Genomic DNA, 21,629 nt, shown 5'->3' on the forward strand with positions numbered 1-21,629 from the left:
GATACAGTGAAACTTGCCGTCGCGCATGCAGAGGCTTAGTTGAACCAATCGGGTTCGTAGTGTCGATTGATCGAAGCGCTAGCGGAGATCTTAGCGACACTAGAACGCGACTAACAATCAGTGGGGGATAAGGAAAACCCCCACTGATTGAAGTTTCACTTTATTTTTCAGTCTCTTTTGGTTGACGGCGTGGTGAATGCGCGTTAAACTACATATAACTTCAATCTACTACCATATTAGCGAACTAAAGGATTCGGAATTTTTAAGTCATAGAGGTGAATGGTTTGAGCCGATTATTTATGTTTGAAAAGCCGTTAGGCATGAGAGATACATTACCTGATCTATACGAAAGAAAAGCTGCAGTCCGTACATCCATCCAGGAGGAAATGAAACGCTGGGGCTATCAGTTTATCGAAACGCCTGCACTCGAATACTACGAAACAGTAGGGGCGGCTTCAGCGATATTGGATCAGCAGCTGTTCAAGCTGCTTGATCAGCAGGGCCATACCCTGGTGCTCCGGCCGGATATGACAGCGCCGATTGCAAGGGTTGCAGCATCCCGTCTCTTAAAAGACGAGCTGCCGATCAGACTTGCGTATTCCGCCAATGTATACCGTGCACAGCAGCGGGAGGGAGGCAGGCCGGCTGAGTTTGAGCAAATCGGTGTTGAATGCATTGGGGATCATACGATCAGTGCGGATGGCGAAGGAATGGCGCTCATGATCTCTGCTCTAAAAGAAGCAGGGCTTCGGAACTTTCAGCTTTCAGCAGGCCACATCGGCTTTGTCCGTGACTTCTTCCAGCAGATTTTAGGAACGGAAGAACGAGTGGAAAACCTGACAAGATTTTTATATGAGAAAAATTATGTAGGATACAGGGAACATGTAAAGAGTCTGGCACTTTCGTCCATTGATAAACAAAGGCTTCTTGATTTCCTTAAATTAAGGGGCGGTGAAGAAGTCATTGAGATTGCCTATGGCCTTCTGGAAAACGGCACAGGAAAAAAGGCATTAGCTGAGCTTGAACAGCTTTGGAGCATTATGCGGGACTACGGCCAGGAAGGCACAGTTAAATTTGATTTAACGCTTGTCAGCCATATGAGCTACTATACGGGTATTCTTTTTGAAGTATATGCAGGTAATGTTGGTTTCCCGATCGGAAATGGCGGCCGCTACGATCTGCTGCTTCAAAAGTTCGGAAAAGATACGGGAGCAACCGGCTTTGCCATTAGATTGGACCGTCTGCTTGAAGCGCTGGAAGACAGCAATGAGGCTGAACCTGTTTACTGCATTTTATACAGTCCGGAACGCCGTAAAGAGGCATTCGATTTTGCGAAGGAAGAACGTTCTGCCGGAAAGAAAGTGGTCCTGCAGGATATTAGCGGTGTTAAGGACATAGATGCCTGCACCAGCCAGTACGAGGACATTACCTTTTTAGTCGGAAAAGCTGGAAAGGAGAGCATAAAATGAGTGATGTTTTAACGATTGCGATGCCAAAGGGCCGCATTTTTGAAGAAGCAGCTGAATTGCTCCGCCGTGCAGGCTTTCAATTGCCGCCGGAATTTGATGATTCACGTAAATTGATAATCGATGTGCCGGAAGAGAATTTCCGCTTTATCCTGGCAAAGCCGATGGATGTGCCAACGTATGTGGAGCATGGTGTAGCAGACCTTGGGATTGCCGGAAAGGACGTAATGCTTGAAGAAGAGCGGGATGTCTACGAGCTTCTTGATTTGAAAATCAGTGCCTGTTATCTCGCTGTTGCGGGACTGCCAAACACCAGGCTGAATGATGTGGCTCCTAAAATTGCTACAAAGTATCCGCAGATTGCGGCAGCGTATTTCCGTGAACAGGGGGAGCAGGTGGAGATCATTAAATTGAACGGCTCCATAGAACTGGCCCCGATGATCGGGCTGGCGGACCGGATCGTGGATATTGTATCAACCGGCCGGACACTGAAAGAAAACGGGCTCGTTGAATACGAAACCATTGTCGGAATCACCTCAAGATTGATCGTCAATCCAGTCAGCTACCGCATTAAGGATGAACGAATCAGCGAGCTGGTTGGCCGGCTGACAGAAGTTATTTCACGAGAAGAAATAAGCTCTTAAAAGGATGTAGAACCCCTATGAAAATTTTAAAAATTGATGACCAGATTTCAATTAAACGGTCTGTTGATAACGGAACAGAAGAACAGCGGGCGATTGTAAAAAATATAATTGAAACAGTCCGCCAAAACGGCGATCAAGCTTTAAAAGAGTACACAGAAAAATTTGATGGCATCTCTCTGGATGAATTAAAGGTACCACAGGCTGAAATAGGAGAAGCGTTGAGTCAAGTGGATGGGAAAATCCTTGAGATCATTAAAGAAGCTGCCGAAAATATCCGGTCTTTTCATGAAAAACAGCTTCGTCCTTCCTGGATGACAACAGAAGAGAACGGCACAGTCCTTGGCCAAAAGATTACACCGCTTGATTCAGTTGGCCTGTATGTCCCGGGCGGAACGGCGGCATACCCGTCATCCGTACTCATGAATGTGATTCCGGCAAAGGTTGCGGGGGTCAAGAGAATCGTGATTACTTCTCCTCCTGATAAAAAGACTGGAAAGCTGCCTCCGGCTGTTCTGGCAGCAGCACACATCGCCGGTGCGGAAGAAATCTATAAAGTCGGCGGAGCCCAGGCGATTGCTGCATTGGCATATGGAACCGAATCGATCCGGCCTGTCGACAAGATCACAGGTCCGGGGAACATCTACGTTGCCCTCGCAAAACGCGAAGTTTTTGGGGATGTTGATATAGATATGATCGCAGGTCCGAGTGAAATTGCGATTCTTGCAGATGAAACGGCACAGCCAGATGAGGCGGCGGCCGATCTGCTATCACAGGCTGAGCATGATCCTATGGCGTGCGCTGTGCTCGTGACACCATCTTCTGCTTTGGCAGAAGCGGTGTCAGCAGAAGTGGAACGCCAGCTTGCCGATCTGCCCCGCCAGGAAATTGCTGCTCAATCCATCAGGAATTACGGAGCTATTTATGTGACGGAAAGCATGGATGAGGCTGTTGAAACAGTGAACAGCCTGGCTCCTGAACATCTGGAGATTTTAACAGAAAATCCGATGGAGCTTCTTGGACGGATTCGTCACGCAGGAGCGATCTTCCTCGGAAGATTCAGCCCTGAACCGGTTGGCGATTATTTTGCCGGTCCAAACCACGTCCTGCCGACAAACGGGACAGCCCGTTTTTCAAGCCCGCTTAATGTGGAGGATTTTCAAAAGAAATCAAGCATTCTTTTATACAGCGAAAAAGCATTAAAAGATAACGCCGAGAAAATTGCGTCCTTTGCGCGTCTGGAAGGCCTTGAAGCCCATGCCAGATCCATTGAAACAAGACTAAGAAAATAAGCTGGAGGAATAATCATGGCCAGAACTGCTGAAATTTCACGTAGAACCAATGAAACGAATATCACTCTATCCTTAAATATAGACGGAGAAGGCAAAAGCGATCTGGAAACAGGCGTGCCTTTTATGACACATATGCTGGACCTGTTTGCCAAGCACGGACAATTTGACTTGAATATCGTTGCAAATGGCGACACCGATGTGGATGATCACCATACTACAGAGGACATTGGCATCTGCTTAGGCCAGGTGCTGAAGGATGCTTTAGGAGATAAAAAAGGCATCAAGCGCTATGGGAATGCTTTTGTTCCAATGGACGAAGCACTGGCTCAAGTGGTAGTTGACCTCAGTAACCGCCCTCACCTTGAGATGCGTGCCGAGTTCCCAAGCCAAAAGGTGGGGACATTTGATACAGAGCTAGTGCATGAATTTCTCTGGAAACTCGCGCTTGAAGCGAGAATGAACCTGCATGTCATCGTTCACTATGGACAGAATACACACCACATCATTGAGGCGATTTTCAAGGCGCTAGCTCGTGCGCTGGATGATGCAACTACGATCGATCCGCGGATTAAGGGAGTTCCCTCAACGAAAGGGCTGTTGTAAATGATCGGCATCATCGATTACGGGATGGGGAATTTGTTCAGTGTCAGCAAAGCGCTTGAACGGCTGGAGGTTGCTTATTTCCTTTCTGAAAATAAAGACGAGCTTCTGAGAGCGGATGCCCTGATTTTGCCGGGTGTCGGCTCTTTCAAGGATGCAATGAATATCTTAAATTCTACTGGCCTGGCAGATCTGGTTAAGGAGTTTGCTGATACAGGCAAGCCGCTCCTTGGCATTTGCCTTGGCATGCAGCTTTTATTTGAAAGCAGTGCTGAGAATGGACTGACAGAAGGATTGCAGCTTCTGCCTGGCCATGTGAGGCGGTTTCCCGGTGCAACAGCAGCAGGTGAAACGTACAAAGTTCCGCATATGGGCTGGAACCGTCTTGAATTCCTGCAGGGTTCGCCGATTTTAAAAGGGCTTGATGAAGATTATGTCTATTTCGTCCACTCTTATTTTGTAGATACAGATGATAAAAAGGTAGTTATCAGCAGGAGTTTGTATGATGTAGAAGTGCCGGCAGTGGTCGGCAGAGGCAATGTGTTCGGCATGCAGTTCCACCCTGAAAAAAGCAGTTCGCTCGGCATGGCGCTTTTACGCAATTTTACCGAGCTGGTTGAAGAAAGGATGTCTGTGAAATGAGTTTTACCATCTATCCGGCAATCGATATGAGAGGCGGCAAGTGCGTCCGGCTCCTGCAGGGGGATTATGATAAGGAAACGGTGTATGGAGACTCTCCGTTTGATATGGCCAAAAAGTTTGCTGATGAAGGAGCAGACTGGATTCATATGGTAGATCTTGACGGGGCAAAGGATGGGAAGCAGGTTAATGATCAGTATGTCATCCAGGCTGCCCGCGAACTTGGCGCCTCTGTCCAGATTGGCGGGGGAATCCGTACAGAAGAAGACATCCTGCATTACCTTGATAATGGTGTAAGACGCGTAATTATTGGAAGCATCGCCGTCTCCAATCCTGAGTTTGCTATTGACATGATCCGCAAATATGGCAAAGCCATAGCGGTAGGACTTGATGCGAAAAATGGCTATGTGGCCACTCACGGCTGGCTGGAGACATCTGAAGTCAAGGCAGTTGACTTGGGTAAGCGATTTGCCGACGCCGGTGCGGAAACATTTATATTTACAGATATCGCAACAGATGGAATGCTTTCTGGTCCTAACGTTGAAGCTGTTCGCCTGCTTGCGCGGGAAACTGGCAAAAGTGTAATTGCATCCGGCGGGGTCAGCCAGCTGGCTGATTTGGCGGAACTTCAGGAATACACATCTGAAGGTGTTGCCGGGGCCATCGTCGGAAAGGCAATATATGAAGGCCGGTTTACTGTTGCGGAAGCTCTGAAAGAGGTGAAGGCATAATGCTGACGAAACGCATCGTTCCCTGTCTGGATGTAAAGGACGGCCGTGTGGTAAAAGGGGTGCAATTTGTGCAGCTGCGTGATGCCGGTGACCCGGTTGAGCTTGCCCGATTTTATGATGGGCAGGGAGCTGACGAGCTGGTTTTCCTTGATATCTCCGCTTCTCATGAAGGCCGGAAAACAATGGTTGAAGTTGTGAAGGCTGTTGCGTCGGAGCTGGCCATTCCCTTTACAGTCGGCGGAGGGATAAACGCTCTTGAAGATATGAAGCGAATTTTGCGGGCGGGGGCTGATAAGGTTTCTCTTAATACAGCTGCCGTAAACAATCCTGATTTAATTACAGAAGGTGCAAATTTTTTCGGATCACAGTGCATCGTTGTGGCGATTGATGCTAAATACGATGAACAGCTCGGTTCCTGGCGGGTGTACACACATGGCGGACGCACGCCGACTGATCTGGAGGTTATCGCCTGGGCCCGTGAAGCGGCAGAGCGCGGTGCCGGAGAAATTTTATTGACAAGTATGGACTCAGACGGTGAGAAAAAGGGCTTCGACATTAAGCTGACAAAAGCAGTAAGCGAGGCCGTTTCGATTCCGGTTATTGCTTCTGGCGGGGCAGGAAACGCCGATCACTTTGCAGAAGCATTTATTGATGGGAAAGCGGATGCCGCGTTGGCAGCATCTATTTTTCACTATAAAGAAACATCTGTGGCAGAAGTGAAAGCTTTTATTAAGGAAAAAGGGGTGGTAGTCCGATGAATATCGATGGTGTAAAGTTTGACGAAAAGGGACTGATCCCTGCCGTTGTGCAAGATGCGAACACAAAAGAGGTATTAACATTAGCTTATATGAATCGGGAATCCCTTTTAAAATCAGCGGAAACAGGGGAGACCTGGTTTTTCAGCCGTTCCCGCAATGAGCTCTGGCACAAAGGGGCAACAAGCGGAAACACGCAGAGAATTGTAGAAATGAAGCTTGACTGTGACCAGGATGCCATTGTGGTATTGGCTGAACCAGCGGGACCTGCCTGCCACAAGGGAACAGTCAGCTGCTTTGAGGAAAGAGTATACGGGGAAGAGTCAGGCGGTTTATCTGACTACGAAATCCTTAATACACTTGAAAAAGTCATTGAAGAACGCGAAAAGACACGCCCAGAAGGAGCCTACACGACCTATCTTTTTGAAAAAGGCGTGGATAAAATCCTGAAGAAGGTCGGCGAAGAATCCGCAGAAGTCATCATCGCTGCGAAAAATCGTGATAAGGACGAACTGAAATGGGAAGCGGCAGACCTGATTTATCATTTGATGGTGCTGCTGCGGGAGCAGGAACTGCCTTTTAGCGAAGTCTTGAAAGTGCTTAATAAACGGCATGAAAAGAAAGAACCGGCCTCCGAATAGGGAGGGCGGTTTTTTACGGAAATTTGCTTTGGGATGATTATCATTTCATCCTATCTCCTGTAAAGAATCCTGTTCTTTTCCATAAAGATCGTCCCAAAGTTCATAGATTTTCCTCCGGCCGTTTGCAATTTCAGGGTTGAATTGGATGGCAGCGTTTTGACGGACTGTATGAACGTTTCTCAGTGCCTGTTCAAGCTTCTTGGTGATGTCAGTGCTGCCTTTTCCAGCATATTTAGCAATCGAGATCCCTGCTGTTGTTCCCTGGGCCATGGCGATTTTTCCGCTTTCAATCCCAGTGATATTCCCGGCAACAAATAATCCTTCGATTGGAGTTTCCATTTTTTCAGAATGAAGCGGAACATGTCCCCCAAGTTCTGGTACGTATTGGAATGGGCAGCCGGCAACTGCTGTAAGCTCTGCTAACGGATACAAGCCACCTGCGATACAAACGAAATCTGCTTCGTATATTTTTTCCGTACCTTTGATCACGTTTCCATTCGCATCAATATCCGCAGTGAGGACGCCTTCCACATGATCCTTTCCAATAATTTCAAGTGCTGCTTTTCTAAGCTGCAATGGTGTTCCATTCACTTTAACGCCGCTTTTAGGGTAAAATTTCATTCCTAATTTGCGGAATCCTCTATTTTTCATAAAGCGGCTGCCGAAACGCAAGATTGGTGACGGGGCAAGATGTGCTGCATTTAGGAGTGACTTCAAGACTTCCTCTGGTATTCCGGCATTTTGGCTAAGCGGACTCTTTTCTGGCAGCACAATATGTTCCACATTGATCCCGGCTAATTGGAGCTCGTTTAAAATGGCAAATGCCAGAATGTTTGCACCAATGATGATGCCTTTTTTGCCAACCTCGACCCGATGAACATTCGTCATGACCTGAGCAGCTCCGATGGACATAACACCTGGAAGAGTCCAGCCTGGCACAGGAATTGGGAACTCAGCAGCACCAGTTGCCACCAGCACATAAGGAGCTATCAGTGTTCCTGTATTAGTATGAACATTCCAGCAATCCTTATCTTTTTCAAGGTTATATACAGAAACGCCGCAGCGGATATCTACTGATAGTTTCTGTGCTTCGTTGTGCAGACGAGTTGATTCTTTTATTCCATTCCACCATTCTCCGGACGGTTCCTGGTGCAATTGGCCGATTAATCTGCCGCCTGGCCTGACAAATTCATCAATGACGGTTACTTTTAAGCCATACTCAGCACAGGCTATGGCACCCGCTAAACCGGCTGGCCCAGCTCCGATTACGATTACATCTATCATTGGTTCTCCACCATCCTTTTAACTATATTAGGATGATGTTTTCCTCTTTCAACAGCCATATTTTCCTTCACAGCCGTTAAACAGGCTCTTATATTGGCCTGCCCATTAACATATACACGGCATTCCATACAGTGGCCAATATTGCAATAAAACCCTCTTGGTGTCCCACTCTCCTCATGAACTCGGAGTGTTCTCACACCGTTTGCCAGCAGAGCTGCAGCGATTGTTTCAGTTTCATATGCTTCATATTCTTTTCCATCAAATGTGAATGGAATCTTTTTTCTATCATCTAATTTGCCTAAAACCGGATGATCTATAATTCTAGCCATTATTATCACCTGCCGTTCCAAAAGTTACAGGGCGAATTGGAGGCTGATATTTTAAGGGAATTTCACCTTCGCCTGTATTAGGGACGATACTTTCAATAATCCGATCGACCATGACCCTGCAAGTGCGTCCTCCACAAAATCCCATTCCAGCTCTTGTTCTAAGCTTCAATTCCCTGGATGTACACTGATGTTCTTTTGCAGTTGCGAAAACCTGCCCATAGGTAACCTCTTCACAGCGGCAGATCACAAGTGCCTCTTTGTTACTCATTTGGAAATCCTCCTCTTCAGGTATATGCAAAGATACAATGCAAAAATCGTACCAACTTTGAAGCCTGGATATTAAATCAGCTTAAGCCAAGACGTTTGAGACGATTGTAGAGAGTCGCTCGGGTGATTCCCAGTTTTTTCGAGCATTCTAATTTGTTGCCGCCGGTTAATGCCAATGCTTTTTCGAGCACTTGCTTTTCATGCCGATCCATTTCTTCCTGAAGCGGCACAATGCCCGTTTTTATTTCTATGCTGTTTTCCTGAAGATCCATATCAGATGCATCTGGATAGCTCATTGCTGAGTGGAATGGCAAATATTCTTTTCGAATGACTCCATCTGTTGCAAAGACAACCAGGCGTTCAACCACATTACGCAGTTCCCGAACATTGCCTGGCCAATCATATTGAAGCATTTCCTGCATAACTTCCTGGGAAAAATGATGGATCGGCCGCTGATACCGCAGTGAAAAATCATTTAAAAAGTAATGAATGAGTTCAACGATATCCTCACAGCGTTCTTTTAATGGAGGGATTTTTAAACTGACCACATTTAGCCGATAATATAAATCCTCACGAAATTGGCCTTCGTTTATTAATTCTTTTAAATCCCTATTGGTTGCAGCAATTACCCGGAAATTTGCTTCAATCTCTTTTTCACCGCCAACCTTGTAATATTTTCTTTCTTGAAGCACACGAAGCATCTTGACCTGCATTTCCAAAGGCATTTCGCCAATTTCATCCAGGAAAAGAGTTCCCCCTCTAGCAAGCTCAATTTTTCCTTTTTTTCCTCTATGATCTGCACCCGAAAAGGCCCCGCGTTCATAGCCAAATAATTCGCTTTCAAATAATGAAGCTGGAATAGCACCGCAATTAATTGATATAAATGGTGCTTCAGGTCCTTCAGTTGCCTCATGAATGGATTTGGCAAAGACCTCTTTGCCGACTCCGCTCTCTCCTAAAATCAATACAGTTGACCGGACAGAGCACACCTTTTTCGCCATTTCTACAGTCTTTTCCATCACCGCGCTTTTCCCTTTAATGTATCTAAAGGGATCTGAGGGCCTGTATTTCGCCATCTCCTGTTCTAAACGGTGAACCTCAGTCGACATATTAAATAATTTCTCATTAAGAACCACCTGGCTTGTCACATCAGTTTCCGATACAACAGCCCCGATAATTCGTCCATTAAAGTGAACGGGGTTTGAATTTATTAGAACAAAAAGATCAGATCTTGGCTGGTGATGCTTTCCCCGGATTCTTTTTCCTTTGTACAAGGATTCCAGAATTTGCAGATTCTGATGTTCAAAGAATTCTATTATTGGTTTGCCAACAATCTCATCTTTTTTTACAGAGAAGATTTTTTCGGCTCCCTCTGTCCATGTGCGGACACGTTCATCAGCATCAATCACTGTGACTGAAGCGTCCGATGTATGGATGACAGCTTCATAGAAAGCCTTTAATTGGTTGTAGGAATCATGCAAAAAATCAATGATTTGTTCATTTGTGATGCAGCCGAGTGCTTGACCGCTTGAATTTACAACGGCAACGGCTGCATGGCGCTTGCAGGCATCAGCTAATGAAGCAAACGTATCATCTAAATAAACACTGACTGAGGCATTTTCATTTTTTGTGTTAAGACAGATGAAATTATTTTCAATTATTTCTTTGACTGAGGGTAATTCAAACATAATAGCCTCCTGGTATGTAAAATATTTTATACACTGTTTAATATTTTATACACTATTTTATCAAATTTTTTGACAATTAAGAAACAAAAAAATCTCTGTTTGCGCTAGAAGGATAATTATTTAGAAGGTTCTTATTTCTGAGTAAGGTTATAAAAAGTTGGCATGTTATTTGCATTAAAAATGGTGTAACAAGACGAAGGGAAGTTGGTTTTGTGAGAAATCATTGTGACGTTCTGGTTATAGGCGGGGGAATCATAGGCTGTGCAATTGCCTATTATACTTCTAAATCAGGAAGAAATGTAACAGTTATTGAAAAAGGTGAATTTGTCAGTGGCACGTCATCCCGCTGTGACGGAAATATTTTAGCTATCGATAAAGATCCTGGCTTTGATAGTCAAATGTCACTTGTCAGTCAGAAGTTAGTAGATGAATTAAGCAGAGAATTGAAGCAGCCTTTTGAATATCGTGCTCCTGGAAGCATCCTTGTCTGTGAGACAGAAGAAGAAATGGAAGCCGCACAAAAGTGGGTTGACCGGCAAAAGAAGGCCGGCTTGCCGTTCAGGATGCTGGACAGACAGGACATTCGCCAGGATTCAAAGTATTTTGCTGATGATTTATTAGGCGGGTTAGAATGTGCAACAGATTCAACCGTTAATCCATACCTTCTTGCCTTTAACCTTCTTGAGGGGGCAAAGGAGATGGGAGCTAAGGCCCATAAACAAACTGAGGTTACTGGAATGAGAAGGGAGCCGGACGGTGCATTTACCGTTGAAACATCTAATGGCACTTTCACCGCGAACTATGTCATTAATGCTGCAGGTGTATGGGCTCCATATATCGGAGAGATGCTGGACTTGCCTATTCCAATTAAACCAAGAAAAGGCCACATCATTGTCGCATCACGCCAGGAATTTGTAGGACCGAGAAAAGTGATGGAATTTGGCTACTTAATATCAAAATTTGGCGGCAGGCGCCAGGTTGACCCGATTACTGAAAAATACGGAGTAGCCCTTGTTTTTGAACCAACTGAAAGTCAAAACTTCCTGATTGGAAGCAGCCGGGAATTTGTTGGGTTTAATACAAAGATCAACAATGAAATTATTAAATGCATTGCCAATCGGGCCATTCGGTTTTATCCGAAAATGGCTGACATGATGGTCATACGTTCCTATGCCGGTTTGCGGCCCTGGACGGAGGATCACTTGCCAATTGTGTCAGAAGTAGAGGGAATTCCAAACTATTATATTGCAGCCGGTCATGAGGGAGACGGAATTAGCCTTGCTGCTGTTACTGGAAAAGTAATAGAGGAAATGCTTAATGAAAAGGAAACTTGCATCCCGATTGAACCGCTGAAATTTTCTCGATTTAAGGAAAGGGTGAGTACCTGATGAAAGCAAATCGAGTTTTTACGGCCATTGATACACACACGGGCGGCAATCCGACAAGGACATTGATTAGTGGGCTCCCAGAGCTAAAAGGAGCGACAATGTCCGAAAAAATGCTTCATATGCAAAAGGAATATGACTGGATCCGCAAGCTCCTGATGAATGAACCAAGAGGACATGACGTCATGTCAGGAGTACTTTTGACAGATCCATGTCATCCGGAAGCAGATATCGGTGTTATATATATCGAAACCGGCGGATATTTGCCAATGTGCGGACATGACACAATCGGTGTTTGTACAGCATTAGTTGAAGCGGGGTTAATACCTGTTCAAGAACCAGTTACTTCGATAAAAATTGATACACCAGCCGGCCTTGTTAAGGCAGAGATTAAGGTAGAGAACGGAAAAGCAAAAGAGGTTTCCTTCTGCAATGTTCCGGCCTTCCTGCTAAAGAGTGTCTCTGTCGATGTTGAGGGGATTGGAATTGTTGAGGCAGATATTGCTTATGGAGGCAACTTCTATGGAATCATTGATGCCCAATCTGTTGGATTAGAACTAACACCGGAGAATGCGTCAAAAATCATTGAAAAGGCTATCAAAATTAGAAATACAATTAACGCAAAAATGGATGTCGTTCATCCGCAATATCCATTTATTCGCAGCCTGACCCATATTGAGTTTTTCACTGAGCCAAGCCATGAAGAAGCAGATGTGAAAAATACGGTTGTTGTGCCTCCAGGCGGGATCGATCGTTCCCCATGCGGTACAGGCACTTCGGCTAAATTATCTGTCCTCTATTCCAAAAAGGAGATAGGGATCAAAGAAGAATTTGTACATGAGAGTATAGTTGGCTCTTTATTCCGCGGAGAAATACTTGAAATAGCAGATGTTCAGGGTGTAGAGGCTGTTATTACAAGAATCACAGGTTCAGCCTGGCTAATGGGAATGCACCGGTTCTTTTATAACGAGGAAGACCCGCTTAAAGAGGGCTTTTTACTTATTCCCCCAATGGAACATGAAATGGAGGATGTGAAATGAAAATTCAAAAGTCTTACACAGCAACTGATGTACACGTAGCAGGTGAGGCATATCGAATTATTAAGGATGGCCCACTTATTCATTATTCAAGTATACAGGAGCTGAATGAGCAATTTTCGCTTGCCTATGAGGAGGAAATTAATTTTCTTTTAAATGAGCCCCGCGGATTTGCTGGACTAATGGGTTGTCTGGTCGTTCCGCCTTTTAAAAGCGAAGCCGATGCAGCTGTTATTTTTTTCGACCATAACGGAACCGTTCCGCTGCAATATGGCGGAATCGCTGCTGTCATAACCGCATTATTAGAGTGTGGCCAGCTAAAGGCCAAGTCTTCAGGTGAATACATACTTGAAACAATCAGCGGTGTTATTGGTGTCGCTGCAACGATGAAAGATGATGAAGTGAAATTAGTTAAATTAAAAAACGAGCCATGCCAGGTTATGCAAACCAAAGTGCCAGTGTCTTATTTAGATTTAAAGACAGAAGTATCTCTAGTCCAAGCCGATCATCTTTATGCGATTTTTGATAAAGCAGAGCTGCCTTTTGAGATTGAGATGGAGGACCTTCCAGTCATAAATCAATGGGGGCAGAAGGTGATTGAAGCCTTAGAAGGCAAACATGCCTTCAGCAGAGTGATCTTGATGGATCATTCGCAAAAAAATGAAGGCAAAATCAAAACGGTAACCTTCCGTCCGGATTGTTATATTGTGCGTTCTCCAGGATTTGGAACTCTAGCTGCCTGTTGCAGCTATCTAATAGAAAATGGTGATATACCTCCTGATAGCCCAATTGAAAATGAAAGCATTTTCAACGGCAAATTGACAGCCGAGCTTTCAGCACAATTTGAAGCAGGTTACGAGTTTAGTTTTTCAGCCCGCGGATTTATTACGGGTATGCAGACATATGTATTAGACCCGGCAGATCCATTATTCGCAGGGTTTTTATTAAAATAAGAAACTATTAAAAATAGGGAGGAAAATTAAAATGACTGCAATTAGAGGAGCTTATCCAGTATTAATTACACCAATGACACAGGAGCAGGAAATTGATTGGGGCGGAGTAAAGAATAATGTCAATTACTTTGTCGATCAAGATGTGGCAGGCATCGTCATCAATGGTAGTACTGGTGAATTTGTCAGTCTGTCAAGAGAAGAAAAATACCAGATGGTAGAAACGGTTATGAAGGAAGCCGGCGGCCGCATCCCTGTTATCGTGGGTACTGCTGCGGAAACAACAAGGGAAACAATTGAGTATACAAAGCAAGCTGAAGTACATGGAGCTGATGCTGCTTTAATCATTAACCCTTTTTACATGAAGCCAAAGGAAAATGAAATTTACCATCATTTTAAAGAGGTATCCAGCAGTGTCAATCTTCCAATCATGCTTTATAACAACCCATTTACTTCCGGTGTAAATATGAGCGCAGATTTAATGCTTCAAATTGGCAAGGATTGCGAAAATGTGACTCACATTAAAGAATCAAGCGGTGAAATCAGCAAGGTAAGAGATCTTGCAAGAAAAGGAAAAGGAGATTTTGAAGTATTCTGCGGTGCTGAAGAGCTTGTAATGGAGTCTTACTTAGTTGGAGCAACTGGGTGGATTTCTGTTGCAGGAAATATCGTGCCAAAGCTGGTTACAGATATGTATAACCACTTCCAAAAAGGTGAGTTTGAAGAAGCTTGGTCCATCAATGATCGTATTTTACCACTGTGCGCGTTCCTTGAAGGATCTGGAAAGTATGTGCAAATTGTGAAGAGAGCCATGGAATTGACTGGCCAGGCTGGCGGGCCTGCGCGGTACCCTCGTTTAGGCCTATCACCGGAAGAAGATCAAAAGCTAAAAGACCTGCTTGCAAGTTTAGAGACTGTAAAAAACTAAAATAGTGAAGGAGTGAGAACATGCAAGCGACAAATTATAATCTGAAACCAAAAGTTCAAGAATTCCTGGAAGGTGTGAAAGGATTATACATTAACGGTAACTATGTACCGGCGCTTAGTGGTAAAACGTTTCCCGTCGTTAATCCGGCAAACGAAGAGGTCATTGCGGAAGTAAGTGAAGCGCAAGAGGATGATATTAACGCTGCGGTAGCTGCTGCAAGGAAAGCATTTGATGAAGGCGAATGGACAAAGATGGATGCCGCAGAACGCTCTCATCTAATCTATAAATTTGCGGATCTCTTAGAAGAAAATCGGGAAGAACTCGCTCAACTGGAATCATTGGATAACGGAAAGCCCTGCAGGGTCGCTTTGGCAGATGATGTTGACGGAACAATCCAGCATTTTAGATATTACGCAGGCTGGGCCACAAAAATATTTGGCAAGACAACTCAGGTTTCAAAGAATTATGTAACCTATACGGTACACGAACCGGTTGGGGTTGTAGGCCAAATTATTCCATGGAACTTCCCGCTCGCCATGGCTGCCTGGAAGCTCGGAGCTGCACTTGCAGTCGGATGTACGGTTGTGATTAAACCGGCAACTGAGACACCATTATCTCTTCTCTACGCAGGTAAGCTATTTAAAGAAGCAGGGTTCCCGGATGGTGTTGTGAATATTGTGCCGGGAACGGGCAGGATTGCGGGAGAAGCGATTACTGCACATAAAGATGTCGATAAGATAGCATTCACAGGATCAACGGCTGTCGGAAAAGAAGTAATGAAAAAAGCTGCAGATCAAATTAAAGGTGTTACGCTGGAGCTTGGCGGAAAATCGCCAGCCATTGTTTTAGAAGATGCTAATCTTGAGGAAGCAATTGAAGGGGTATTTAACGGAACGATGTACAATCATGGGCAAAACTGCAGTGCCTGTACTCGTGTATTTGTCCAGAGAAACATATATGATCATGTAGTAAAAGCCTTAGCAGAACGGGCGAAAGCAATGAAGCTGGGAGATGGAATGAACCCTGAAACGGAAATGGGCCCGCTTGTGTCAGCCAAACAGCATCAAACTGTTCTTAATTATATAGAACAAGGGAAGGAAGAAGGGGCGCGACTTGTAACAGGCGGGAATAAAGGATTTGAAAAAGGATATTTTGTACAGCCAACCATTTTTGCAGATGTACAAGATCATATGGTTATTGCACGTGAAGAAATATTTGGTCCTGTCATGTCCATTTTCGTTTTCGATACGATTGATGAGGTCATTAAACGGGCGAACGATAGTGACTATGGTTTAGCTGCAAGTGTCTGGACAGAAAGTATGAAAAAGGGGCATTACATTGCAAGCAAGCTGCAATCAGGTACAGTCTGGATTAATGATTTTGGACTTGAATGGGAAACAATGCCTTTCGGCGGCTACAAACAATCAGGAATCGGCCGCGAAATGGGTGGAGAGTATGGCCTGCAAAACTATACGGAAGTGAAAAGTGTATTTGTTAACATCAAACATGATGAGTTTTTATAAGGACCAATGGGACAAACTGTGCACGGATTGATGGGAGTGGGACAGCGTTTTGTCCCATTCTGTCTATATTTATCTGAATATTACTAATATTACGGATTGAAAGAGATGGAACTATCTACTTAAAGTATAAAAAGGTGGGATAAGATGGAGGAATTAGTGAATAAAGCGTCGGGGATGGTTTGGAGTCTTGGATTGGTAGCTTTCGCGCTTGGAGCTGGATTGTTCTTTTCCATTATGACACGCTTTGTGCAATTTAGATATTTTAAGGAAATGATTAAACTTCTTTTTGAAAAGGGTAACCCAGAATCCGGTGTGTCCTCTTTCCAGGCGTTTTCAATGGCTTTAGCCGGCCGTGTCGGTATTGGAAATATTGCCGGGGTTGCTACTGCAATTGCCTTTGGCGGTCCGGGAGCGGTTTTCTGGATGTGGATCATGGCTTTATTAGGAGGAGCAAGTTCCTTTATTGAATCCACTCTTGCTCAAATCTATAAAGTAAAAGATGGTAATCAATACCGGGGCGGAACTCCTTATTTTATTGAAAAAGGTTTAAATATGAAATGGTTCGCGGTGTTTGTGGCGATTGTTGTTACCCTCTGCTACGGAATTTTAGTTCCAGGTATACAGGCCAATACAATTGCTGTTGGATTTGAAAATACCATTGGTCTCAATAAAAGCATCACTGGAATCATTCTTGTTGTATTACTTGGCATCATTATTTTTGGCGGCGTTAAGCGAATTGCCAATGTTGCGGAAAAAGTTGTCCCTTTTATGGCCTTAGGGTATGTGGTTATCACCTTTGTTCTTTTATTTGCAAATGCAGCAGAAATACCAGCAATGCTTTGGCTGATTATTTCCAGTGCATTTGGTGCAAACGAAATGTTCGGCGGTATAATCGGTGCAGCGATTGCATGGGGCGTTAAGAGAGCCGTATTCTCTAATGTTGCTGGTGTAGGGGAAGGAACTTATAGTTCAGCCGCAGCAGATGTATCCCATCCGGCAAAACAAGGTCTTGTTCAAGCGTTCTCTGTTTATATTGATACCCTCATTGTTTGTACAGCTACTGCACTTATGATTTTAATTACCGGCATGTACAGCGTTACACCAGAAGGAAAGCAGCCGATTGTTGAAAATATCCAGGGTGTAGAAGCTGGACCAATGTGGACACAGGCGGCCGTTGAGAGCGTTATCCCTGGATTTGGCGGTTTGTTTGTTGCAATTGCTATCTTCTTCTTTGCCTTTACAACTCTGATGGCTTACTACTATATTTCTGAAACAACCCTTGTTTACCTTGGCAGAAAAAGAAGGCTAAAAGGGCTTAAAGCAGGCTTGATGATTGTTTTCTTAGGAATGATCTACTTGGGAAGTGTCGAAAATGCATCCCTATTATGGGCGCTCGGAGACTTTGGATTCGGAAGCATGGCCTGGCTTAACTTAGTCGCTATTCTATTCCTGACTAAAACAGCCTTAAAAGTATTTAAAGATTATGAAGAACAGAGGAAAGCAGGCATTGAACCAGTCTTCGATCCTGTTAAACTTGGCATTAAAGGTGCAGATTTCTGGGAAGAGAAAGCGAAAGAAAGGAATTCAAAAGGCAAGAAGGCAATTTAAGAGAAATACAGCCGGAAACAAAGAACACATTCCATTTTTTTATTCCAAAATTCTTATTGCACGTGGTGGCAGCCTCACTGCTGACTGCTGGAGCCCAAGTTGGGAACCGCCAGTCCTCCAGGCTGTCACCATGTTTATTTCAGCAGCTGGATTCCCAATCCTCACTTACTATAGATGATACATAAAATAATTTTCAAGAAAGCTGGCATCTTATGCTTCTATAAAATATCAAAAGAGGTCTCCTCATTATATCCAGACGATTAATAGATTTCCTCAGCCAAACTGCCGCTTAATCTCCGAAGTAAACACCATCACCGCTAAATCAACGCAATAACCCTTTAAAACATAACTGTGATAAGATTTCCAATAAAAAATCCCGCTTAAAAATAGTATTGTCATTTCTTCCCTTCTCCATAGGCTTGTTCGTGTGATATACTACTTTAGTTACTAACATTTATGGAGGATTTCATGAGTAAAGACTCTAAAGCTAGACACCAAAAGGGAAAGTTACTGTCATTTATCCCGAATGGTGAGTACTATTTTTCCAAAGGGATTAAGGCGTACCACCGCAGGGATTTTCATAAAGCGAAGAAATATTTAATGCGGGCTATGCAGCTTGAGCCGGGTGAACCGATGATTGTCTGCCAGCTTGCAATTGTTCATTCAGAAATGGGTGAGTATCAGGAGTCGAATCAGCTGCTTCATATGATATTGGAAGAGCTTGATGAGGATATGTCGGAATGCCATTATTTCCTTGCCAACAACTATGCTCATATGGGCCTTTTTAAAGATGCTTATACACATGCCAATACGTATCTGGATTTAGATCAGGATGGAGAGTTTACGGAAGATACAGAGGATCTGCTGGAGCTTCTTACGCTTGAAGCGGATGATCTGGATGACGAGCTGTACGAGCAGGATGATTTGATTACGAAGCAGGAACATGCACGGGAATTGCTGGAGTCCGGCCATTTTCCAAAAGCGGTTGAGATTCTGAACTCTGTTATTGATGAGTATCCTGAGTATTGGTCCGCATACAATAATCTGGCCCTGGCGTATTTTTACCTGGGAGAAGTGCAAAAGGCGTCAGATATTTTAGAGAAGGTACTGGAAGAAAATCCGGGTAATCTTCATGCGCTTTGCAACAAGCTGGTCTTTGCTTTTTACGAGCGGGATTTCCGGCAGGTGCGCTTGTTAAAAGAGGCTCTGAAAAAGATTAAGCCGCTTTCGGTTGAACACCAGTTCAAGCTGGGTGCGACTTTCGCTCTGACCGGCGAGTATGAGGCTTCCTTTGCATGGCTTCGCAAGCTTCAGAAGAAGGGCTTTGAAGGGGATGGACCATTTTATTACTGGCTATCCTATTCCGCCTATTTCACCGGGCGTGAAGAGCTGGCGAAATCAGCATGGAAGAAGGCAATTGAAATTAATCCGGAAAAAGAAGGCTTCGAGCCCTGGAATGATGAAAAAGTAACCAGCAGCGGCTTTGAAGACCATTACTCTTCGATATTAAAAAAGCTGGAAAGCGACTATATTGAAGAGCGGTTATTCGGCCTCTTCCTAACATCCGTATCCAGCAGAAGAGATGAAATCCTCACCTCTGAAGCTATTTTACAAAACAATAAGTTTTCAGCTGTTGAGAAGGAGTACCTTTCTTTCGTTAAAACTGAGCAGGAAGCGCCTGCCCAGGTTCAGGCTGCGCACCAAACAGCCCAGCTGTTTTATGAAAACTTCCACCCGATCGGCACGGTGGAAGCCGGACTTTATTTAATGTGGTTTACTATTTTTGCAGAATTGACAAATAACCGGCAGAATATTAAAAACAAAAATGCCTGGGCTGCAGCCATTGAGTATGTCTGGCATAAGCTTCGGAACGAAAAGGTTTCCCAGTCAAAGATTGCAGGAAGATACGGCATTTCCGCTTCGACGATGGGCAAATATGTAAAATCGGTGAATGACCGCCTTCAGTGAGCAGATATTTGGACGGAACACGTGCCAATTTTATAGGATAACAGTAAGAAGGTCATACTATAATATGCGTACTTATAAAGTGTTTGATTAATTACTGGATTTCTGATTACTGAAGGAGTGAATCGCTGTGACTGAAGAAAAAATTTATGATGTCATTATCGCTGGTGCTGGACCGGCAGGGATGACTGCTGCTGTATATACATCTCGTGCAAATTTGTCTACTCTAATGATTGAACGCGGTGTTCCGGGCGGGCAAATGGCCAATACAGAAGAAGTGGAAAACTATCCTGGTTTTGGCCATATTTTAGGGCCGGATTTATCCACGAAAATGTTTGATCATGCGAAGAAGTTTGGCGCTGAATATGCGTATGGAGATATTAAAGAAATCATTGACGGCGAAGAATACAAAACGGTTGTTGCCGGATCGAAACAATATAAAACACGCTCAGTCATTATTTCTACTGGTGCCGAGTACAAAAAGCTTGGTATTCCTGGTGAGAAAGAGCTTGGCGGACGCGGCGTATCCTATTGTGCAGTCTGTGATGGAGCATTCTTTAAAGGCAAAGAGCTTGTGGTTGTCGGCGGCGGTGACTCTGCTGTTGAGGAAGGCGTATATTTGACGCGTTTCGCCTCTAAAGTGACTATCGTTCATAGACGGGACCAGCTTCGTGCGCAGGCGATCCTGCAGCAGCGTGCGTTCGACAATGACAAAATTGACTTCATCTGGAACACGACAGTGAAGGAAGTTAACGATAAGGACGGAAAAGTGGGAAGCGTAACACTTGTTTCTGCTGAAACCGGCGAAGAAAGAGAATTCAAGGCAGATGGTGTATTCATCTATATCGGCATGGTTCCGCTTTCCAAGCCATTTGAAAGCCTTGGCATCACGAACAGCAATGGCTATATCGAAACAAACGAAAGAATGGAAACAAAGGTGGAAGGCATTTTTGCAGCAGGAGATATCCGCGAAAAATCTCTTCGCCAAATCGTTACAGCTACAGGTGATGGAAGCATCGCTGCCCAAAGCGCCCAGCACTATGTGGAAGAATTAATGGAAAGCCTGAAAGAGAAGAGATAATTTTTAGAAAAAATAGCCACTGGTTGAAAAGTTTTACAAAAAGTCATGCGGTTTTAATTCTCCTGTAACCTTGATGAAATAAAAATCGGGTAGTATAGGAATAGAAATTGACCCCCTTTTAAAGATATAATCCTTTTTAAAGCACAGGCCCATGCCTGTGCTCTTTTTTTGCGTAAATACAGTATGTTTTGAATAAGTTTTTTAGAAATCTGTATTCATTGTGGCTCTAAGACAAAAATAGTATAATGAAAAGAATAAGAAAAGTACGTTAGCCAGCCTTTGCTTTCATGAAAAAGGCGGCAGCGGTATGATTTTGGAAATTAGAGGTGAAATGTGTTGCAGCGAGTCACGAACTGTGTGTTACTGAAAGACGATAAAGTATTGCTTTTACAAAAGCCCAGAAGAGGCTGGTGGGTTGCCCCGGGCGGAAAGATGGAGCCGGGTGAATCAGTGAGGGACTCGTGCATCCGTGAGTTCAGGGAAGAAACAGGCATCTATCTGCGCAATCCGAATATTAAGGGCATTTTTACGTTCATCATGAAGGATGGCGAAAAGGTTGTACAGGAGTGGATGATGTTTACTTTTCTGGCTACAGCTTCTGATGGGCTGAACCTGGATGAATCAGAGGAAGGCAAGCTTCGCTGGCATCCGTTTTCAGAGATAAAGAATCTGCCGATGGCTGCCGGTGATTCGCATATTCTGGAGTATATGATTCATGGCCAGGGAATGATTTATGGAACATTTACGTATACGCCGGATTTTGAATTACTTAGTTACAGGCTGGATCCAAGCTGAATTTGACAGATACAGGGGGAAACA

General features: G+C 44.2%; 21 protein-coding genes. 17 read left to right on the plus strand and 4 right to left on the minus strand.

Going from position 1 to position 21,629, the window contains the following annotated elements; translation table 11 throughout:
* Positions 1 to 284 precede the first annotated feature (284 nt).
* Genes CE058_RS10595 through hisIE form a run of 8 tightly spaced genes read left to right on the plus strand, consistent with a single transcriptional unit; the run spans position 285 to position 6,765 of the window.
* Positions 285 to 1,469 carry an ATP phosphoribosyltransferase regulatory subunit gene (locus CE058_RS10595; protein ID WP_163142462.1) on the plus strand — a complete coding sequence of 395 codons (1,185 nt, stop codon included), beginning with the start codon at positions 285 to 287 and terminating at the stop codon, positions 1,467 to 1,469.
* Positions 1,466 to 2,110 (plus strand): ATP phosphoribosyltransferase, encoded by a 645-nt coding sequence (gene hisG / locus CE058_RS10600; RefSeq protein ID WP_048008393.1) that lies wholly within the window; start codon positions 1,466 to 1,468, stop codon positions 2,108 to 2,110. Before CE058_RS10595 ends, hisG begins: the two co-directional genes overlap by 4 nt.
* Before the next feature lie 17 nt (positions 2,111 to 2,127).
* Positions 2,128 to 3,399 carry a histidinol dehydrogenase gene (gene hisD, locus CE058_RS10605; protein ID WP_163142465.1) on the plus strand — a complete coding sequence of 424 codons (1,272 nt, stop codon included), beginning with the start codon at positions 2,128 to 2,130 and terminating at the stop codon, positions 3,397 to 3,399.
* 15 nt (positions 3,400 to 3,414) lie between these two features.
* Positions 3,415 to 4,002, plus strand: coding sequence for an imidazoleglycerol-phosphate dehydratase HisB (gene hisB, locus CE058_RS10610; RefSeq protein WP_163142468.1), 588 nt, complete (start codon positions 3,415 to 3,417; stop codon positions 4,000 to 4,002).
* Positions 4,003 to 4,641: an imidazole glycerol phosphate synthase subunit HisH gene (gene hisH / locus CE058_RS10615; protein ID WP_163142471.1), complete on the plus strand. Its 639-nt coding sequence runs from the start codon at positions 4,003 to 4,005 to the stop codon at positions 4,639 to 4,641.
* Entirely contained in the window at positions 4,638 to 5,369 is a 732-nt protein-coding gene (gene hisA, locus CE058_RS10620; protein WP_163142474.1) for a 1-(5-phosphoribosyl)-5-[(5-phosphoribosylamino)methylideneamino]imidazole-4-carboxamide isomerase, read from the plus strand. The genes hisH and hisA overlap by 4 nt, the downstream gene beginning before the upstream one ends.
* Entirely contained in the window at positions 5,369 to 6,127 is a 759-nt protein-coding gene (hisF, locus tag CE058_RS10625) for an imidazole glycerol phosphate synthase subunit HisF (protein ID WP_048008398.1), read from the plus strand. Before hisA ends, hisF begins: the two co-directional genes overlap by 1 nt.
* The gene (gene hisIE / locus CE058_RS10630) at positions 6,124 to 6,765 is read left to right on the plus strand and encodes a bifunctional phosphoribosyl-AMP cyclohydrolase/phosphoribosyl-ATP diphosphatase HisIE (protein WP_048008399.1); all 642 of its coding nucleotides are present in this window, start codon (positions 6,124 to 6,126) and stop codon (positions 6,763 to 6,765) included. The genes hisF and hisIE overlap by 4 nt, the downstream gene beginning before the upstream one ends.
* Before the next feature lie 45 nt (positions 6,766 to 6,810).
* On the opposite strand, the gene CE058_RS10635 is transcribed toward hisIE, so the two are convergent.
* From CE058_RS10635 to CE058_RS10650, 4 genes are all read right to left on the minus strand, one after another.
* Positions 6,811 to 8,049 (minus strand): NAD(P)/FAD-dependent oxidoreductase, encoded by a 1,239-nt coding sequence (locus CE058_RS10635; protein WP_048008400.1) that lies wholly within the window; start codon positions 8,047 to 8,049, stop codon positions 6,811 to 6,813.
* Positions 8,046 to 8,378 carry a (2Fe-2S)-binding protein gene (locus CE058_RS10640; protein ID WP_048008401.1) on the minus strand — a complete coding sequence of 111 codons (333 nt, stop codon included), beginning with the start codon at positions 8,376 to 8,378 and terminating at the stop codon, positions 8,046 to 8,048. The genes CE058_RS10635 and CE058_RS10640 overlap by 4 nt, the downstream gene beginning before the upstream one ends.
* A complete protein-coding gene (locus CE058_RS10645) occupies positions 8,371 to 8,646 on the minus strand; it encodes a (2Fe-2S)-binding protein (protein ID WP_048008402.1) in 276 nt (91 codons plus the stop codon). Before CE058_RS10645 ends, CE058_RS10640 begins: the two co-directional genes overlap by 8 nt.
* A 76-nt stretch (positions 8,647 to 8,722) precedes the next feature.
* Positions 8,723 to 10,333, minus strand: a complete 1,611-nt coding sequence (locus CE058_RS10650; RefSeq protein ID WP_048008403.1) for a sigma-54 interaction domain-containing protein — start codon at positions 10,331 to 10,333, stop codon at positions 8,723 to 8,725.
* A gap of 212 nt (positions 10,334 to 10,545) precedes the next feature.
* Between CE058_RS10650 and CE058_RS10655 the strand changes: the two genes are divergently transcribed.
* The 9 genes from CE058_RS10655 to CE058_RS10695 all read left to right on the plus strand — a co-directional run bounded on the left by CE058_RS10655 (position 10,546) and on the right by CE058_RS10695 (position 21,605).
* Positions 10,546 to 11,721: an NAD(P)/FAD-dependent oxidoreductase gene (locus CE058_RS10655; RefSeq protein ID WP_163142476.1), complete on the plus strand. Its 1,176-nt coding sequence runs from the start codon at positions 10,546 to 10,548 to the stop codon at positions 11,719 to 11,721.
* A complete protein-coding gene (locus CE058_RS10660) occupies positions 11,721 to 12,758 on the plus strand; it encodes a proline racemase family protein (RefSeq protein WP_048008405.1) in 1,038 nt (345 codons plus the stop codon). Before CE058_RS10655 ends, CE058_RS10660 begins: the two co-directional genes overlap by 1 nt.
* Entirely contained in the window at positions 12,755 to 13,708 is a 954-nt protein-coding gene (locus CE058_RS10665) for a proline racemase family protein (RefSeq protein WP_163142479.1), read from the plus strand. Before CE058_RS10660 ends, CE058_RS10665 begins: the two co-directional genes overlap by 4 nt.
* 31 nt (positions 13,709 to 13,739) lie before the next feature.
* Positions 13,740 to 14,633 carry a 4-hydroxy-tetrahydrodipicolinate synthase gene (gene dapA / locus CE058_RS10670; RefSeq protein ID WP_163142482.1) on the plus strand — a complete coding sequence of 298 codons (894 nt, stop codon included), beginning with the start codon at positions 13,740 to 13,742 and terminating at the stop codon, positions 14,631 to 14,633.
* A 20-nt stretch (positions 14,634 to 14,653) separates the two neighbouring features.
* Positions 14,654 to 16,156 (plus strand): aldehyde dehydrogenase family protein, encoded by a 1,503-nt coding sequence (locus CE058_RS10675; RefSeq protein ID WP_163142485.1) that lies wholly within the window; start codon positions 14,654 to 14,656, stop codon positions 16,154 to 16,156.
* A 144-nt stretch (positions 16,157 to 16,300) separates the two neighbouring features.
* The gene (locus CE058_RS10680; RefSeq protein WP_048008409.1) at positions 16,301 to 17,764 is read left to right on the plus strand and encodes an alanine/glycine:cation symporter family protein; all 1,464 of its coding nucleotides are present in this window, start codon (positions 16,301 to 16,303) and stop codon (positions 17,762 to 17,764) included.
* A 468-nt stretch (positions 17,765 to 18,232) separates the two neighbouring features.
* Positions 18,233 to 19,732 (plus strand): tetratricopeptide repeat protein, encoded by a 1,500-nt coding sequence (locus CE058_RS10685; RefSeq protein ID WP_048008410.1) that lies wholly within the window; start codon positions 18,233 to 18,235, stop codon positions 19,730 to 19,732.
* A 127-nt stretch (positions 19,733 to 19,859) separates the two neighbouring features.
* Positions 19,860 to 20,810 carry a thioredoxin-disulfide reductase gene (gene trxB / locus CE058_RS10690; RefSeq protein ID WP_048008411.1) on the plus strand — a complete coding sequence of 317 codons (951 nt, stop codon included), beginning with the start codon at positions 19,860 to 19,862 and terminating at the stop codon, positions 20,808 to 20,810.
* A gap of 336 nt (positions 20,811 to 21,146) precedes the next feature.
* Entirely contained in the window at positions 21,147 to 21,605 is a 459-nt protein-coding gene (locus tag CE058_RS10695) for an 8-oxo-dGTP diphosphatase (protein WP_035329286.1), read from the plus strand.
* Positions 21,606 to 21,629: the final 24 nt, after the last annotated feature.

It is taken from the genome of Bacillus sp. 22-7, from assembly GCF_010628845.1.
GTDB lineage: Bacteria > Bacillota > Bacilli > Bacillales > Cytobacillaceae > Cytobacillus > Cytobacillus firmus_B.

Bases quoted from the DNA above. Each gene is read 5' to 3' on its own strand.
- CE058_RS10675 (WP_163142485.1), top strand. From the start codon at position 14,654: ATGCAAGCGACAAATTATAATCTGAAACCAAAAGTTCAAGAATTCCTG.
- CE058_RS10650 (WP_048008403.1), bottom strand. From the start codon at position 10,333: ATGTTTGAATTACCCTCAGTCAAAGAAATAATTGAAAATAATTTCATC.
- hisF (WP_048008398.1), top strand. From the start codon at position 5,369: ATGCTGACGAAACGCATCGTTCCCTGTCTGGATGTAAAGGACGGCCGT.
- hisB (WP_163142468.1), top strand. From the start codon at position 3,415: ATGGCCAGAACTGCTGAAATTTCACGTAGAACCAATGAAACGAATATC.
- CE058_RS10685 (WP_048008410.1), top strand. From the start codon at position 18,233: ATGAGTAAAGACTCTAAAGCTAGACACCAAAAGGGAAAGTTACTGTCA.
- CE058_RS10635 (WP_048008400.1), bottom strand. From the start codon at position 8,049: ATGATAGATGTAATCGTAATCGGAGCTGGGCCAGCCGGTTTAGCGGGT.
- CE058_RS10645 (WP_048008402.1), bottom strand. From the start codon at position 8,646: ATGAGTAACAAAGAGGCACTTGTGATCTGCCGCTGTGAAGAGGTTACC.
- hisD (WP_163142465.1), top strand. From the start codon at position 2,128: ATGAAAATTTTAAAAATTGATGACCAGATTTCAATTAAACGGTCTGTT.
- hisG (WP_048008393.1), top strand. From the start codon at position 1,466: ATGAGTGATGTTTTAACGATTGCGATGCCAAAGGGCCGCATTTTTGAA.
- CE058_RS10640 (WP_048008401.1), bottom strand. From the start codon at position 8,378: ATGGCTAGAATTATAGATCATCCGGTTTTAGGCAAATTAGATGATAGA.
- hisA (WP_163142474.1), top strand. From the start codon at position 4,638: ATGAGTTTTACCATCTATCCGGCAATCGATATGAGAGGCGGCAAGTGC.
- CE058_RS10665 (WP_163142479.1), top strand. From the start codon at position 12,755: ATGAAAATTCAAAAGTCTTACACAGCAACTGATGTACACGTAGCAGGT.
- CE058_RS10660 (WP_048008405.1), top strand. From the start codon at position 11,721: ATGAAAGCAAATCGAGTTTTTACGGCCATTGATACACACACGGGCGGC.
- hisIE (WP_048008399.1), top strand. From the start codon at position 6,124: ATGAATATCGATGGTGTAAAGTTTGACGAAAAGGGACTGATCCCTGCC.
- CE058_RS10680 (WP_048008409.1), top strand. From the start codon at position 16,301: ATGGAGGAATTAGTGAATAAAGCGTCGGGGATGGTTTGGAGTCTTGGA.
- dapA (WP_163142482.1), top strand. From the start codon at position 13,740: ATGACTGCAATTAGAGGAGCTTATCCAGTATTAATTACACCAATGACA.
- hisH (WP_163142471.1), top strand. From the start codon at position 4,003: ATGATCGGCATCATCGATTACGGGATGGGGAATTTGTTCAGTGTCAGC.